The sequence below is a fragment of the Advenella sp. genome, from assembly GCF_052108595.1.
GTDB lineage: Bacteria > Pseudomonadota > Gammaproteobacteria > Burkholderiales > Burkholderiaceae_B > Advenella.
This window is the reverse complement of sequence record NZ_JBQEAU010000114.1, coordinates 1-15,307: the sequence shown is the minus strand read 5'-3', so window position 1 is coordinate 15,307 and position 15,307 is coordinate 1. Positions and strand designations below refer to the sequence as shown.

General features: G+C 53.6%; 17 protein-coding genes and 3 pseudogenes. 7 read left to right on the top strand and 13 right to left on the bottom strand.

Annotation, left to right across the window (positions count from 1 at the left end):
* Together ACTIKR_RS17200 and ACTIKR_RS17195 are read right to left on the bottom strand one after the other, a co-directional pair.
* Positions 1-1,068: efflux RND transporter permease subunit (locus tag ACTIKR_RS17200; RefSeq protein WP_442328504.1), on the bottom strand; the 1,068-nt coding region annotated here is incomplete at its 3' end.
* 13 nt (positions 1,069-1,081) lie between these two features.
* Complete coding sequence (locus tag ACTIKR_RS17195; RefSeq protein ID WP_442328503.1) at positions 1,082-2,272, bottom strand: efflux RND transporter periplasmic adaptor subunit; 1,191 nt, start codon at positions 2,270-2,272, stop codon at positions 1,082-1,084.
* A gap of 288 nt (positions 2,273-2,560) precedes the next feature.
* On the opposite strand from ACTIKR_RS17195, the gene ACTIKR_RS17190 reads away from it, so the two are divergent.
* From ACTIKR_RS17190 to ACTIKR_RS17180, 3 genes are all read left to right on the top strand, one after another.
* The gene (locus tag ACTIKR_RS17190) at positions 2,561-3,508 is read left to right on the top strand and encodes a LysR family transcriptional regulator (protein ID WP_442328502.1); all 948 of its coding nucleotides are present in this window, start codon (positions 2,561-2,563) and stop codon (positions 3,506-3,508) included.
* Between the two features lie 336 nt (positions 3,509-3,844).
* Positions 3,845-4,750, top strand: coding sequence for an alpha/beta fold hydrolase (locus ACTIKR_RS17185; RefSeq protein ID WP_442328501.1), 906 nt, complete (start codon positions 3,845-3,847; stop codon positions 4,748-4,750).
* Positions 4,751-5,020: 270 nt separating this feature from the next.
* Positions 5,021-5,668, top strand: coding sequence for a glutathione S-transferase family protein (locus tag ACTIKR_RS17180; protein ID WP_442328500.1), 648 nt, complete (start codon positions 5,021-5,023; stop codon positions 5,666-5,668).
* Positions 5,669-5,870: 202 nt separating this feature from the next.
* Here ACTIKR_RS17180 and argC read toward each other — a convergent pair whose 3' ends face one another.
* From argC to ACTIKR_RS17155, 5 genes and pseudogenes are all read right to left on the bottom strand, one after another.
* Positions 5,871-6,848, bottom strand: a complete 978-nt coding sequence (gene argC, locus ACTIKR_RS17175; RefSeq protein ID WP_442328499.1) for an N-acetyl-gamma-glutamyl-phosphate reductase — start codon at positions 6,846-6,848, stop codon at positions 5,871-5,873.
* Between the two features lie 15 nt (positions 6,849-6,863).
* Positions 6,864-7,046, bottom strand: coding sequence for a GFA family protein (locus ACTIKR_RS17170; RefSeq protein WP_442328498.1), 183 nt, complete (start codon positions 7,044-7,046; stop codon positions 6,864-6,866).
* Between the two features lie 105 nt (positions 7,047-7,151).
* Positions 7,152-7,607: pseudogene (locus tag ACTIKR_RS17165) on the bottom strand (LysR family transcriptional regulator); the annotation flags it as partial.
* 130 nt (positions 7,608-7,737) lie between these two features.
* Positions 7,738-8,028 carry a hypothetical protein gene (locus ACTIKR_RS17160; RefSeq protein ID WP_442328497.1) on the bottom strand — a complete coding sequence of 97 codons (291 nt, stop codon included), beginning with the start codon at positions 8,026-8,028 and terminating at the stop codon, positions 7,738-7,740.
* 1 nt (position 8,029) lies between these two features.
* Positions 8,030-8,878, bottom strand: coding sequence for an NAD(P)H-dependent oxidoreductase (locus ACTIKR_RS17155; protein ID WP_442328496.1), 849 nt, complete (start codon positions 8,876-8,878; stop codon positions 8,030-8,032).
* Between the two features lie 43 nt (positions 8,879-8,921).
* Here ACTIKR_RS17155 and ACTIKR_RS17150 point away from each other — a divergent pair, with 43 nt between their 5' ends.
* Positions 8,922-9,902 (top strand): LysR family transcriptional regulator, encoded by a 981-nt coding sequence (locus ACTIKR_RS17150; RefSeq protein WP_442328495.1) that lies wholly within the window; start codon positions 8,922-8,924, stop codon positions 9,900-9,902.
* Here the strand turns inward: ACTIKR_RS17150 and ACTIKR_RS17145 are convergent.
* Both ACTIKR_RS17145 and ACTIKR_RS17140 read right to left on the bottom strand, forming a co-directional pair.
* Positions 9,899-10,048, bottom strand: a pseudogene (locus tag ACTIKR_RS17145) (DUF3363 domain-containing protein); the annotation flags it as partial. The gene ACTIKR_RS17150 and the pseudogene ACTIKR_RS17145 sit on opposite strands and share 4 nt — an antisense overlap.
* A 15-nt stretch (positions 10,049-10,063) precedes the next feature.
* Positions 10,064-10,162, bottom strand: a pseudogene (locus ACTIKR_RS17140) (entry exclusion lipoprotein TrbK); the annotation flags it as partial.
* Positions 10,163-10,560: 398 nt separating this feature from the next.
* On the opposite strand from ACTIKR_RS17140, the gene ACTIKR_RS17135 reads away from it, so the two are divergent.
* Positions 10,561-11,100, top strand: coding sequence for a carboxymuconolactone decarboxylase family protein (locus ACTIKR_RS17135; RefSeq protein ID WP_442328494.1), 540 nt, complete (start codon positions 10,561-10,563; stop codon positions 11,098-11,100).
* Positions 11,101-11,183: 83 nt separating this feature from the next.
* A complete protein-coding gene (locus tag ACTIKR_RS17130; protein WP_442328493.1) occupies positions 11,184-11,507 on the top strand; it encodes a DUF4148 domain-containing protein in 324 nt (107 codons plus the stop codon).
* Positions 11,508-11,954: 447 nt separating this feature from the next.
* Here ACTIKR_RS17130 and ACTIKR_RS17125 read toward each other — a convergent pair whose 3' ends face one another.
* Positions 11,955-12,917, bottom strand: a complete 963-nt coding sequence (locus ACTIKR_RS17125) for an AraC family transcriptional regulator (protein WP_442328492.1) — start codon at positions 12,915-12,917, stop codon at positions 11,955-11,957.
* A 143-nt stretch (positions 12,918-13,060) separates the two neighbouring features.
* On the opposite strand from ACTIKR_RS17125, the gene ACTIKR_RS17120 reads away from it, so the two are divergent.
* Positions 13,061-13,603 carry a YkgB family protein gene (locus tag ACTIKR_RS17120; RefSeq protein ID WP_442328491.1) on the top strand — a complete coding sequence of 181 codons (543 nt, stop codon included), beginning with the start codon at positions 13,061-13,063 and terminating at the stop codon, positions 13,601-13,603.
* Positions 13,604-13,942: 339 nt separating this feature from the next.
* On the opposite strand, the gene msrA is transcribed toward ACTIKR_RS17120, so the two are convergent.
* From msrA to ACTIKR_RS17105, 3 genes are all read right to left on the bottom strand, one after another.
* Positions 13,943-14,494: a peptide-methionine (S)-S-oxide reductase MsrA gene (gene msrA / locus ACTIKR_RS17115; RefSeq protein ID WP_442328490.1), complete on the bottom strand. Its 552-nt coding sequence runs from the start codon at positions 14,492-14,494 to the stop codon at positions 13,943-13,945.
* Position 14,495: 1 nt separating this feature from the next.
* The gene (gene msrB / locus ACTIKR_RS17110) at positions 14,496-14,939 is read right to left on the bottom strand and encodes a peptide-methionine (R)-S-oxide reductase MsrB (protein WP_442328489.1); all 444 of its coding nucleotides are present in this window, start codon (positions 14,937-14,939) and stop codon (positions 14,496-14,498) included.
* 2 nt (positions 14,940-14,941) lie between these two features.
* A partial coding sequence (locus tag ACTIKR_RS17105) for a TetR family transcriptional regulator C-terminal domain-containing protein (RefSeq protein ID WP_442328488.1) occupies positions 14,942-15,307 on the bottom strand: 366 nt, incomplete at its 5' end.

The following is a 15,307-nucleotide window of genomic DNA, read 5'->3' as shown; positions in this document are numbered from 1 at the left end:
CACCAACACGACCAGCAGCACTGCCTCCAGCAGCGTGCTGACGACTGCCGTGATCGAGTCGCGCACAAAGATGGTGGTGTCATACACCGACTCATAGCTGACGCCGGGTGGGAATCCCTTCTGGATCTCATCCATCGTGGTAATCACCTGGTTTCGGATGTCCAGCACATTGGCGCCAGGTGTCTGGAATATTGGCAACGCCACGGTGTTCTTGCCGTCCAATTGTGCGCGCAAGCTATAGTCGTTTGCGCCAAGCTCCAGACGGGCCACGTCGCGCAGGCGCACAATCTGGCCGTCGCGACCGCTCTTGAGCACGATATCGCCGAATTCCTCGACGGTGGTCAATCGTCCCTTCGCATTAATTAAGCTCAGAAATTGACTATTGGGCATCGGTTCGGCGCCAATCTGGCCAGCTGACACTTGCACGTTCTGCTCGCGCATTGCCGTGACGACGTCGCTTGCGGTCAGGTTGCGGGCGGCGATCTTTCCAGGATCGAGCCAGGCTCGCATCGCGTAGTCGCCGCCGCCAAACACCCCGACGTCGCCGACACCGGGAATCCGTGCAAGCGTGTCCTTGACATGCAAGCGCGCGTAATTTCGCAGATACTGCGAATCGTAGTGGTCGTCCGGCGAGACGAGGTTAACAACCATCAGGAATGTCGGTGACTGCTTTTGTACGGTCACGCCCTGGCGGCGCACGTCTTCGGGCAGACGCGCTTGCGCCTGGGCAACGCGGTTCTGCACACGCACGGTGGCATCGTCGGCGTTAGTGCCAGGGCGAAACGTCACAGTCATCTGCAGCACGCCATCAGAGCCGGCGACCGACTTCGAGTACATCATGCCTTCGACGCCGTTGATCGCTTCTTCCAGGGGGGCGGACACGGTTTCGGCAATGACCTTGGGGTTGGCGCCCGGATACACGGTGCGCACCACCACTGACGGTGGCACGACGTTAGGGTATTCGTCAGCCGGCAGGATCGGGATCGTAATCAGGCCGGCGGCGAAAATCACGATAGACAGGACCGCAGCGAAGATCGGGCGGTTGATGAAAAACTTTGAAAAATCCATGGCGCCGATTTCCTCAGTTCTTCGCGACGTTGGCTGCGATCGGCTGCATCGGCACGGCTTTCGCATCAACCGGAAGGCCTGGCATGTACACTTTATCCACGCCGTCGACGATCACCTTGTCGCCAGGGACGAGGCCGCTTTCGACAATGCGCAGGCCGTTGGCCTTGCGGCCAAGCTTGACGTCGTGGCGCTGGGCCTTACCGTTCTCGTCAACAATCCACACGTATTTGCGATCCTGGTCGGTCAACACCGCCTTGTCGTTGATCAGCAGCGCATCGAACTGCCCGCTACCGAGCAGGCGCACGCGTGCAAACAGGCCGGGAGTGAGAGCCCCGTCTTTGTTGTCCAGTACGGCACGCATACGAATGGTGCCGGTATTGCTGTCGACCTGGTTGTCAAGAAAGTCGACGGTACCGCGATGCGGGAATCCATCTTCGTCGGATAAGCCGACCTGTACGGGCAACTTGCCGTCCTGCTCGCTACCACGCCGACCGTTGCGCGTCATTTGCGCATAGTGCAGGAACGCACTTTCATCGGCGTTGAAATACACGTGTACCTTGTCCTGCGAGACCAGCGTGGTCAGTACACTGCCTGCATCGTCGGCGCTGACCAGATTGCCGGCTGTGACTTCGGCCCTACCTGCAAGACCCGAAATCGGTGCGCGCACTTGTGTCCACTCAACGTTCAGAAGCGCAGCACTCACGGCTGCCTCCGCCGCTTGCGCATCCGTTTGTGCGACTGCGGCGGCGGTGCGTCGTTGTTCGTACATCTCCGTAGACACGGCCCGCTGAGCGACCAGGACCTGCGCCCGTTTGGCTTCGCTGGCACTTTGGCTGGCATGCGCGCGGGCGCGCGCCAGTTGGGCTTTGGCCTGTGCCAAGACAGTGCGGTAGCTGCGCGCATCGATGACGAACAGCACATCGCCCTTGTGCACCTCCTTGCCTTCGGTGAAGGTGACGCGCTCAATGTAGCCGGAGACGCGCGGGCGCAGTTTAACGGTTTCGACCGCATTAATACGGCCGTTGTAGTCATCCCACAGTCTGACGTCTTGCAGCGCTACTTGGGCGACGCTGACTGATGGAGGTGCCATGGACGCCGTTTTGGGCTGGTCACTGCAACCAGTCAGCATCATGACGGTGATGGCACAGACAACCCAGGCGGCCAATATTGATCGCTTGCGGTAAGACATAATGGAGGAATACATTGAAGGTGCTTCTGTTGAAAATGAAAGAAAAAATCAAAACGGGGACGCTGGATCACAACGGAAATACCGTGTGTCGTGCAGCGCAGAGTGCAGAATTCGTTTCGGTCTGGCGAGGTCAAATGCCAATTGATTACAATATAGTCTTAACCCTAAAATAGATAAATAGTTAAAAATAAGATAGACTGTTGTCTATAAAGACAATAATTGCTACGAGTTTAATCAAGCCGTTCCAGAGGGTCGGGTTCACCTCGGTCTGTTGGTTGATACCTAAGTTAAAAGTTACCTACTATGTCTACGAGCACATCAATAGATCTACCAGAAATGAGATTATTCGCGGCAGTTGTGACCGATGGCTCCTTCACGGCGGCCGCGGATCGACTCGGCACGGATAAGGCGCGCGTCAGCCGCATCGTCCGACGTATGGAAGAAAAACTCGGTGCTCAGCTTCTTACCCGATCGACACGTCGTCTTAGCGTCACCGAGGTCGGGCGCGACTACTTCGAACGCGCCATGTGTATCCTGACTGCCGCCGAGGCAGCCCAGGCTTCAGTAGCGCAACAGTCCAGAGAGCCAAAAGGACTGATCAAAATCACGGCGGGCGCCGAGTTCGGGACGATGGTCGTGGACGAATGGATCGCGGCGTTTTTGCGGCAGTCACCGAAGGTGACGGTGGAGGCGGAATACACGAGCCGCCAGGTCGACATCATTCATGAGGGGTTCGATGTCGCGATTCGCGTCGGTACGCTCGATGATTCAGGGCTCTCTGCGCGCAAGCTCGGCGAGATGGTTTTCGGGCTGTATGCCGCCCCGGATTATCTGAATCGCGGACCGGAGTTGTCCACAGTTAGCGATCTGAAGCATCACGATCTGATCATGACGAGGGCGCGTGGCCGCTCGAACTGGACCCTTGTCAATGGATCAAACACAGAGAGGATAACGGCGTCCCCGCGCTGTGCGGTCAATAGTACGATCTCCGCGAGAAACCTGGCTCTTGCAGGACTTGGTATCGCGCAGTTGCCCCGTTTCATGGCTGAGCCGTATGTGACCGATGGCACATTGTCATGGGTACTTCCTGATTGGGCAGATGCCCCCGCTCCTGTTCACGCCGTATTCGCATCAAGCCGGTATATGGATCCCAAAGTGCGCAGTTTTGTGGATCTTATTTTGAGCACGTTTAAATGCGGTGACTGTAGTTCACGGGGAATGACGGACCGACAGGAGCAGATTGCAGCTTAGCCACTTACTATTGCACCCATTGAGTTAGCCGATTTACCGTTCTGTGGGCACGATGTAGAGTTCCGGCGGTGCTAATCAGCATCAATGAACAGTGTAAATATTTTTATCTTTTTAAGATGCTATAAGTAAAGAAACTGTAGTTAATAATTGTACTTATTAACTGCTTCGTCTTGAAATGCCGGGCGGGTATCTGAATGGAGTGCAAAAATATTCGCTGCGCCTGGGCGCCATTGGTCTTGCGCTGCCATTGATGTAGAAGATGAGCGATCGTTTTGGCGTAGTTCACTTATAATTTACCGGCCTCTACTCATTAGCGCTTCAAAAAAATATTCCCTTATGCGTATTCGTCACCTCCCAACGCTCATCGGCGTCATGCTGTCCTTTGCATCCACTTCGTTTGCCAATACGTCTTCGGGCACAAACACGGCGCCCTGGAACGAGTGGATTTCCATCACGACCGAAGGCGAAGGGCCCGATCTAATTTTAATTCCAGGACTCGCTTCGTCGCGAGAAGTCTGGAGCAAGCAGGCTGTTAAGCTGCGGAAAAATTACAAACTGCACTTAGTTCAGATTTCCGGTTTTGCCGAATCCGCTCCTGCGGCCAATACGGAAAACGGTGTGGCCAAACCGGCAGCGCAAGCCATTGCAAATTATATCCGCGATGAGCATATTCTGACACCGGCAATCATCGGACACTCTTTGGGTGGTGAAATTGCACTCATGCTTGGCGCTCGCTATCCAGAGCTGGTAGGCTCACTCACTATCGTCGATGCTCTGCCGTTTTATAGCTTGCTGTTTGATCCCCTGGCTACTCCCGAGACAGTGAAGCCTCGTGCCGAAATGATCAGAAGTGCAATGCTAGCGGCGCCATCAGATCAAACACTTGCGGCACAAACCGAGGCGATCGCCAACCTTGTCAAAACCGAGGAGGAACGGCCAGCGATTGTCAGATCAGGTATGCAGTCTGACCGCAAAACGGTTGCGAATGCAACCTACGAGTTAATGACAACGGATCTTAGACCGGAGCTTAAGCACATCCGTGCTCCTGTAAAGGTTATCTATGCGTATGATGCTGCCTATGGTATTCCGCCTGCTGCTGTGGACAGCATGTATAAGAACGCTTACCACTCAGCTTCTAAGGCTATATTCCAACGCATTGATGGTAGCTTTCATTTTATTATGCTCGATCAGCCTGACCAATTTGAGCGGGCGTTGACCGAATTCCTTAAGCAGACCCGGTGAAGTGCAAAACCACAACAGCAGCGGTTTCGGCGTAGAACGCGTCGTACCATTGGCTTGGTACCGCTACTTCTAACGTATGCAAAGTCGGTAGATGTTTTGACTCGTACTGTCATTCGCGTAAATCAGCGATGGTAAAGACCCAACCTAACATATCGCATCAGGCTTTCTGGGCGGGAGTTTGCGCCGACGTTAGGATTGCTTCTCCTGCTGCTGTTGACCTATACTGCTGTGAGCCATCCGCAAATCTTTCTGTCAACCTAGGAGTCTTCCATGAGCGAACTGATCCTCACCACATACGACTGGGTTCCCAAGATGCCGCGCGGCTTTGTGCGAGATTTGCGGATACGTTGGGCTTTGGAAGAGGCCGCTTTAGCCTATCGGGTCGAAAGCACATCGTTTCGAGATCGAGGCCCCGAACACTACGCGGCGCAGCCCTTCGGCCAGGTTCCTTGGCTTACCGATGGCGACCTCACCATTTTCGAGAGCGGCGCGATCCTATTGCATCTCGGCGAGAAAAGCTCGGCACTTATACCAACAGACCCGCACGGTCGAGCCGAGGTAGTGCAGTGGGTTATTGCAGCTTTAAACTCTATCGACCTGCCCAGCCAACCGTGGGCGCTATTCCGGTTCATGGGCTTTCCTGGAGAAGCGCCAGAGGCCAAGTTCGTGGAAGACTTCTTGAAGGCGAGGCTCGATCAGATGGAAGCGATATTAAAACGCCGCGAGTGGCTCGTAGCTGGACGATTCACAGTAGCCGACCTATTGATGGCGGACGTGCTTCGGCCGGTGAACCTGTTCGATGGGCTTGCAAATTACCCTGCTTGCAACGACTACGTCGCTCGCGCCACAGCGCGACCCGCGTTCCTTAAAGCATACGATGACCAGATGGCTCACTTTGCTGCGGCAGATACAGCCTGATACTTACGATGACAATTGAGGAGCAGATTAACTACTGCTATGTGCTACGTTTAAATTATTGATTAGCACTTTGATGTTAATCATAGTTTATCGAGCATGGATTGCGAAGAGAGTATCAGGGGTTTGTGTGGCAATCCAAATGATTTTTTAGCATAGTAAAATTTCATTTTTCAGAAAATCGAACATACGAAACATCTAGAAATTAGGGCCAAACAGGTGCGCCGTCAAGCCCTACAGCTTCTGAAAGACCGCAGATCAAATTTGCATTCTGCATAGCTTGACCAGCGGCACCTTTGCCTAAATTGTCGACCACACCCATTGCGATCACCAAGTTGCGCTTCGGATCGGCTGCATAACTGACGAACGAGAGGTTCGAGCCGGTAGCCCATTTGGTCTGCGGCGGCTTGTCGGTCACTCGGACAAACGCTCGTTCAGCATAAAAGCGTATGGCTGCGTCCAGGCACTGGCTTGTAGTAGCATCGCCACGACAGTAAATCGTGACAAGTACGCCGCGAGTCATCGGCACCAAGTGCGGAGTGAACACCAGCCCGGTAGCGCTGCTACCACTCAGCCGCTCAATCGTCTTTGCAATCTCGGGCATATGGGCGTGCTTCAGCAGCCCGTAGGGCACTAAGTTCTCGTTGCTCTCGGCGTATCCGAACGTGCTGTCGGCGTTGCCTCGGCCAGCACCTGAAATGCCAGTCTTGGCGTCAATCACAATGTTGCTAGGCTCGATCAGTTTGTTGACCAGCAGCGGCGCTAACGCGTTGAGCGTCGCCGCAGGAAAGCAACCTGGATTGGAAACACGGACCTGCCCCTCGATCTGGGTTGGCCAAACGTCGGCTAGGCCGTACACCCATCCCTCGGCGTACCGGTGGTCGCCACCGATATCGACGATTTTTACGCTTTTGGGGACACGCGCAAGCGCTTCAGTCGAGGTGCCTGTGGGCAGCGACGCGAACAGCACGTCAAGTTTCGGTAGCGTCACCGGGTCCCACTTTTGGATCACAAGTTCAGCCAGCTTTGCTGGCAGGCCAGGAAAGCGGTCTACCAACCGGCTGCCGGCGCTACCATCGCCAGCAGCGTAGACTAGCTCGAAAGACGGGTGGCTTGCGATTAGGCGCATCGCCTCGCCGCCGCCAAAACCGCTAATACCAACAATTCCGACGCGAATATTCATGATCCTGCCCTTCTCCTAGAGTGAATGAGTAAGTTTGATTTGATCGTAGCTGTCCAATAGCACCATGACCCTGGAATAAAAAGCAGAACCGGTAGCCTTCTGGCATCGACGACAATGACAGGTTCTAATATTCAGCGGAGGTGCCTCGCTTTGATTACTACAGGCACCACAAAGAAAGCTTTTGTCGATTACCGACATTTGCGCTTACTCCATTAGGGATTGGAAAGTAATTTTGCGCTCTAGGAGTTTGTCGGGCTTTTTGCTAGGGGATCACGACCGTGCTTGGTAAAATACCGCTCACCCACCCACGTCGTCAGACTGCGCAAAGCCCACGTCGTACAAATCATCATTCAGTCCCTTGAGCTGTTGCGACAACGGCACCTCGAACAGGCGAATATCGACCTCCGGTTCGTCCAGGCGGCACTGTGCCAACAAAGCGGGCAACCGCGACGGCGTAACGCCATCGGACAAGGCAATGCGTAACTGACCATGGAAGCCACTCGCCGCAGCCCTTACGCTGTCGCGCGCTTGCTCAAGCGCAGTGAAAATCCGGGGTACATGTTCAAGGAACAGCTTGCCCGCGCGGGTCAACTGTGTACTCCGGGTGGTGCGCGCAAACAGAGACACACTCAGTTCTTCCTCCAGTTCCTTGATGGCCCGCGACAGCGGCGACTGCTCGATGTGCAGCCGCTCCGCCGCACGAGCGAAGTGAAGTTCTTCGGCCACAGCCAAAAAGCAGCGAAGGTGTCTCAGTTCCATTCTTGATCCTGCTGGTGCTCTCAGCACCAAGGTTCTGCCGAAGGAGCAAAGTGAAGCTCGTCGCGGCGGCCAGGATGCAACAAGCGTCAAAAACCTCTGCGGGGCAACCTAACTAGCGGCTACGTCGTGCTCATCTCGTCGCCAGCAATGCGAAGCCGGAAAATGGCGTCAGGGCATAGCACTGCACGTCGAGCAGCTTTTGCGCCACATAAGGCAGGCCTTCTACAAAGTGCATCGCTTCATCTGAAGTGGCTGTTTCCAGCTCCAGCACCGCGCCTGCGCCTTCCAGCAGCCCATGTGCGGCACGCACCCTACCTGTGGCGAAGCCTTGCCAGACAGCCTCCAGTTCCTGCGCTGCGAGGCTTGCCAGCGCTTCGCCAGAAGCGTCCGTTTTGCGTGTGAGGATCACGATTGACTTCATCTCAGTTCTCCAATACGGCAGCGGAAACAGAGGCACAGCTTTCCCTGGATGCCACGGGGCGAGAGGTGCTGGCGATGTGCGCCGTCAAGCCGGTCTGATTCGGTGCAACGTGGTCAGCCAGCACGTGACGATCCGGATAGTCGCCGCCGTTCTGTGGGCGGAAAGCAATCGGCTCGTCGTCGAATAGCCGCTTCACCCGGTTGCGCCAGGCGGTAGTTGCTTGAGCAATTCCGTTGTCGTCGATGCGAGCCGTCCCATACGCGGCAAAGGTCGGTAGCACCTGCATGCCCGGAAAGAATAAGGTGCCATGCGTGATGGGAAAGAGTAGTTGCTCCAATGGCCCGTTGATGCCCCGAGGCGAATAGTCAATCGCTGGCCCGCCAACGGAGACTGCTAGCAGCGCACGCTTTCCCGCAAAGCCGCCTTCGCCGTAGCGATAAGCGTTGCCGGCCCCTTGGTAACCATAGGCCAAACCAAAGGCCCACACGCGATCCACCCATCCCTTCATGATCGCCGGCATGCTGTACCACCATAGGGGGAAGATCAGGATCACCGCGTCGGCCGCCAAAATCTTGCGCTGTTCCTCCTCTACATCGGACGTCTGGCAATCGTTAGAGAACGCATGCCCCGACTCCTCGATGAAAGACAGACGATCCTGATTGGCTCGCTTGGGGAAGTCTTGGCCATCGAATACAGCTTTCCAGCCCATACCGTACAGGTCGGACTTCATGACCTCGTGGCCTTGGGCTTTCAGCTCCTCGCTAGCTGTCTCGGCAAGTTGGTGTGTCACAGATGTTCGCTCAGGATGTGCATGAACGATGAGCACTTTCTTTCTGTTGATTAATTGCATAACTTGGCCTTCACAAAGGATCGAGATTAAGAAAGGTGATAGTTTGGATGGCCTCAATGTATTTGTGAAATTAAATTATTTTTGGTCTACCATTCAATATATGAATACCAAGAAGCTAAACCTCAATCTTCTAGTCACTCTGGAAACCCTCCTGGTGGAACAGAATGTGACCCGAGCAGCCGAGCGCCTGCACCTCAGTCAACCGGCGGTCAGCACACAATTGAGCCGCCTGCGCGAACTGTTCGATGATCCTTTGCTGATACCAATGCAGCACGGAATGATGCCCACGGCCAAGGCGCTGGAGCTACTTGACCCGCTTCGCCATGCGCTGGATCAGGTGCGTGCCACCTTGAGCGAGCATCGCCACTTCGACCCGATGAAGGCTCAACTCACGGTTGCCATTGCTTGCACCGACTACCTGCAAACGATAGTGATCCAGCCATTGGCGGTTACGCTGCGAAAGCGGGCACCCGGCGTACGGATTGCCTTGCGCCATCTTGATCCGAGCCAGTTAGAGGCGCAGATGGCCAGCGGCGAAGTGGATCTGGCGCTGATGACACCCGAGCATGGCCCTAGCAGTTTGCGCAGCCGGCATTTGTTCGACGAACGCTACGTGCTGATCGGTAGACAACGGCATCCCGGACTGCGACGCGGGCTTTCCGTGGAGCAGTACGCGCGGCTGGAGCACGTCATCGTCTCGCTACGTGGCGGTGACTTCACGACTCCGGTGGATGACGGGCTGACAGCACTGGGCTACCGCCGCAACGTGGCGTTTTCCGCAGCATCGTTTTTGGTCGTGCCTGAGATCGTCACCCGCTCGAACTTTGTTGCCTTGGTGCCGGAACGGCTGGTACGCGATCGCCACGAAACGCTCAAGATCGTCGAATGTCCTTTCCCCGTGCCGGGCTTCGCCGTGAGCATGCTGTGGCACGAGCGCAACCACGGCCACAGCGGTCAGCGATGGATGCGCGAAGTCGTCATGGAACTGGCGAGCGAGCTACAGCCCGAACAATGGTCTAGCTAACCTACAGACGGCCCCCGCTTCCGACCGATCTCCCAAGACACGACGCAGCCGCGCACTGTCGCGGCAATCTGCTGCCCCAATCGCTGCTCAACCATCGGCTTCCACGGCACCAGGCTGAATCCTATCTCGTCATCAAGCATGGCGTGGCACTCGTTCCCCAATCAGAACTTGGGAGGGTTCTCTGATGGCGTGTACGGTACCTTGCCGTCGCCATAAAACCGCTTACGCGTTGCTTGTGCCACTCGGTTGCCCACGCCATCCATCACGCCAGCCAGGGTGGTCTCTACACTGTTGGAGGATAGTGTGCCACGCACCGGGATGCTCAAGTGGCCTTGCGGGCCAGTAAACATCCATTCGGTCATTTGGCCATAGATCAGGCAGTTGTGGCTGACGAGGTCGGCTGGTGTTTTTGGGACACCATGTCGCGAGAAGGAGTGTCGGGAACTGACGCAGACCAGGGTCGCGCGACAGCAGTTCGGAAAGCATTGGCAACACGCGCAGACGACCGAATGTTGAAGGCGCTACTAAAGCTATGTACGCTGCCCAGTTTTATACATTGATCCTTTTTAGCTCTTTTTTGAGAAAATACAGTATAGAAATAATCATTTTTCAGAGATACAGTAGAGGCTCTTACCCACCTGACGAAAAGGAGTCACATATGAGCCGCATCACTATTCCCGCTATCGAGTCCGCCACAGGCGCCACCGCCGAAGTCTACAAGCAAGTTAAGAAGATTGCTGGAGGTCGGGTTCCGAACACATTTGCTACGCTGGGCTGCCTAAATCCGGCTGCCTTGACAGCAGTGCTCAACACTGAAGGCGCCCTGGCTTCAAGCAGCCTGAGCCACAAGGATCTTCATACCATCAAGCTGCTGGTCAGTACACAAACAGGTTGCGACTACTGCATCGCCGCACATAGCTTCATTGGTAAGCTGGCGGGTCTGCCCGTCGAGACTTTACGCGCTATTCGCAGCGGTCAGGTCACCGGTGATGGCAAGCGCGATGCCTTGGTGCGTTTCGTTTCCTTGTTGCAAAACACGAGCGGTACGATTAGCGAGAATGAGTTCGCAGCGATCCGTGCTGCCGGCTACACCGACAATCAGCTGGCGGATATCTCGCTGGCCATTGCTTTGACCATTTTTACCAATAACTTCAATCGCATCAACAATACCGACGTCGATTTTCCGTCTGTCGCGTAAGCCTTTTTGGGGCGAACACGGCAATATTCCATCCGCGTTCGTCCAACATCAACTTTTTTTACCTCACTTCTTAGGAGATTATTATGCATACCTTCCGTACAACCGCTTTTATCCTTTCGTCCATTCTCGTCGTCAGCACGCAGACTGCACGAGCTGAAGATCCCTTCTTTACTAGTGAATCCGGCTACCCGCCTGCGGCCAATACGCAAGGCTCGACAGTGACCCGTGCTCAAGTCAAGGCTGAACTGGCCAAAGCACGCGCAGCTGGTCTGATTGGCAATAGTGAATCTGATTACCCGCCTGCGGTCAATACACAGGGTTCGACAGTGACCCGTGCTCAAGTCAAGGCTGAGTTAGCCAAAGCACGCGCGGCAGGTCTGATCACAACGAGTGAGTCTGACGTTTGACTTATTCGTCCGACCACAGATTCACTCGACTTTTACTATCCGGAGGTAATCATGTCCGTTCTTCGCGCATACGCGCTCTCTCTACTATCTATTTTTGCTATCGGGAGCCAGTACCACCCACATGCCCATAAACACTCCTCAGACGCTTCCTGTCTTCTCTGTAAAACATGAATGTAGTCTGTGGAGAAGCCCCCATAGACAGGACTCAGTCTAAATGATTGCTTGCTTGTCTGTATCCGGGGGCTCACTACATTATTAGAAGCGCCTTTCTTTATGAGCAAGTAATCAAATTCCATCTTCATCATCTGAAATTTCAACTCATAGCTGTGGTTGCTGGGTTATATTATTTGTGCAAACAGGCTCTGGTCGTAGCAATGCGCAATTCGAATTCAGATTGCCTGTTGGACACTGATCATTACTCATATGAGTAAGCTTCAATCGCCTCAATTATTGTGTTGAATCTGGCTGTTCCTGACGACGCCATTGTCCAGGGGTCATTCCAATTTTGTCGGTAAACACTCGCCGGAATGCTGAGATGGACTGATATCCAACCAGTTCGGCTACGGCCTCGGTAGTCATATTGGGTTTCTTGAGTTGGTTAGCGGCTAGGCTCATACGAATATCAACCAACAGTTCGAAAGCCGAGTACCCCAGTTTATCTTGGAAATGCCGCATGAAAGTAGCACGTGACATGTTACATAGATCGGCTAAATTTTGTAGATTCCAGTTTTTCTGTGGGTCAGAAAACATAGCGGAAATGGCGGGTGCCAGTCGTGGATAGCTTGTTAACGCCAACAGTCCTACTGGCGCTTGTTCGGACTCGCTCGCTGCGCGTAGCGTCAGTGTAAACAACGCTGAGGACAAGGCATTGAGGATAGCATATCCGCCCACCTTTTCGCCGTCAGCTTCCATGCGCATCAAATCCACAAGGCTGCTCAGATGTCTTGCCGCTGCGCCAATGCTTGCATCATCCTTTGTATCGATGACTCGTACAACGAGATGTCTAGGCAAATAATTATGAATCAGTCGATCATGAGGTGGTGTGATTCGAAACCTCCCGCACAACATGTCCAGTCGTTCACCCCGACCGTCGTTCTCACTCAGCATCCATCCTGCAGAACCTTGGCGATCATGTGCCATTCTTGGTTTTTTCCCACTACCATCATGCAAAATGTGTGCAGATCCATGAGGCAGTAGCACAATATCGCCACTAACTAATTCCTGTGCTGTCTCTGTCTCAGGATCTTCGATAATAGCTCGTCCATGCAGTATGACGTGATAGGGAATTTCGTAGGCCGCAGAGGCCGCCTCGTTCATGCGCCATGGCGCGCTATAAACGCAGCGGACGTCAAGTTGACCAGTAACAGTAATAAGTTGCAGGAGGCGGCTTAGCCAATCAATTTGAGACATCGTGGTATACGAAGTAGGAGCGAAAAGAAGATTTTATAGAGTTTGATCCTTTTAAGGTTTTTTTTGAGGAAATTCAGTCTCGATATGTTTGCCGGATACTCCTAAAGTAAAGACTCTTATTCACTAAATAAAAGGATGATGTTATGAGTCAAACTTCTCTGCCTACGACCGACCCAGTATATCTCACCCCTCCCTCTAATCAATTTAATTTACAAATTGCTGAAAAAGGAGAGGGATCATTCGCTCTTCTGGCTTTCAACAGATGGGCATTGGTTGTTGTCTTTCTTTGGTTTGGTGCAATGAAATTTACCGCCTACGAGGCGAACGGGATCGCTCCGTTTATTGCGAACAGCCCCATCATGGGTTGGTTGCATACTCTTTTCGGAATTCAAGGGGCTAGTTATGTGATTGGGGTTCTTGAACTAGGGACAGCTGTAGCGTTGATTCTCGGTGCTTTTAAACCTATTTTTTCCGTGTTGGGATCCGCTATGTCAATTGCGACCTACGTAATTACTCTGACCTTCTTTTTAACCACGCCTGGCGTTGCAGAAATGACAGCGGGTGGATTCCCAGCTATTTCAGCTATACCGGGGCAATTTCTTCTTAAAGATCTTGTTCTGTTGGCAGCATCGGTTACGCTCCTCATTGCTTCTTTTCAAGATCTGCGTGGCAGTTTTCGGCATTAACAACTGAAGTAAATGGACAGGAACACCGCACCTAAAAAGATGTGGTACTCGAGGTTTTAAAAGGGGGCCATTGCTCCCTTTTTTTCCATATTTTGACAAATCCGTTCGCGTAAGAGATCTTTTTTTGCACGCGAAAAACACGGCACGACTTTCATTTGCGTTACTTAGTCTCGCCATTCTCGATGATCAGTATCACGTGAATGCTCAACTAGGCCATGCGGTAATATCGTACGAGATGTGATGCTGGTCGCCGTGATGCAACACATTACTACGTCGCAGACGGCTCAATGGCTCTACGATATCCTGAAAGTCACAAAATTCGTGCATGGTGTACTGTCCTTACAACCGGGCATCCATATCGGCAAGAACAGGCGTTACTGTAGACTTATTAGTGGTTTCCTGCTTGGGAAGAACCCAATTTGGGCGAGGGAAATGACAGGTATAACCGCCCGGCCGCTTCTCAAGATAATTCTGATGCTCCGGCTCGGCTTCCCAGAAGTCTCCGACAGCGGCAACCTCTGTGACAACCTTGCCGCCCCAAAGGCCGGAGGCGTCCACATCGGCTATGGTCTCCTCGGCGACGCGCTTCTGCTCGTCGTCGACATAATAAATTGCCGAACGGTAAGAGCTGCCCGTGTCTCTGCCTTGACGGTTTGGCGTCGTAGGGTCGTGGATTTGGAAGAAATACTCCAGAATACATCGGTAGCTTGTTCTAGCTGTATTGAAGACGATTTCGATTCCCTCCGCGTGAGTCCCATGGTTGCGGTAGGTGGCGTTCGGAGTGTCGCCGCCGGTATAGCCGACACGAGTCGAGATAACCCCGGGAAACATTCGGATCAAGTCTTGCATTCCCCAGAAGCAACCTCCAGCGAGTACAGCGCGCTGATGCATGTTAAATCTCCTCAACTTGATCGAGATATTCGCCATAGCCTTCGCTTTCCATATCCTCGCGAGGGATGAATCGGAGCGATGCGGAATTGATGCAGTAGCGCTGGCCACCGCGATCCGGTGGGCCATCCTGGAAGACGTGACCGAGGTGGCTGTCGCCGTGAGTTGACCGAACTTCAGTCCTGGTCATTCCGTGGGAAGTATCGCGTAAAGTGTTGACGTTTGCGGAAACGATAGGTTTAGTGAAACTAGGCCATCCGCAGCCCGACTCAAACTTGTCGGACGATGCAAAGAGTGGCTCTCCTGATACGATATCTACGTAGATACCGGGCTCCGTATGATCGTTGTATTCCCCAGAAAATGGGCGTTCGGTCCCGGCCTCCTGAGTGACGCGACGTTGTTCTGCTGTCAGTTGATTAATTGTTTTCTGCGACTTTCCATATTGCATAATCAGTCTCCAAAATTTTGAGGCTTAAGAAGCGCTAGCGCGGGACGGACCATCCCTTCGAGCAATTCTCGTTCTGGTCGTGTTCTCGCTACGACGCGCAGTCCGATATGAACGCCCAGTAGTAGCCGCCCCAGGTCAGTGGCCGATTGGGTTGCAGTTATCGTTCCGTCTTGTTGACCGGCTTGGACGCATCGACGAAAGAATGCCTCGATATGTCCGAGAACCTTGGTGACAATCTGCCGGAACTCTGGATCGTGGGGCGCAATTTCTAATGCCGAATTCACAAGCATGCATCCTTTTCGCTGTCTATCATCCAGGGATCGTTGAATGATTTCCGAGAAAAAAGCGCTAATTGCTTGTGGTGGAGG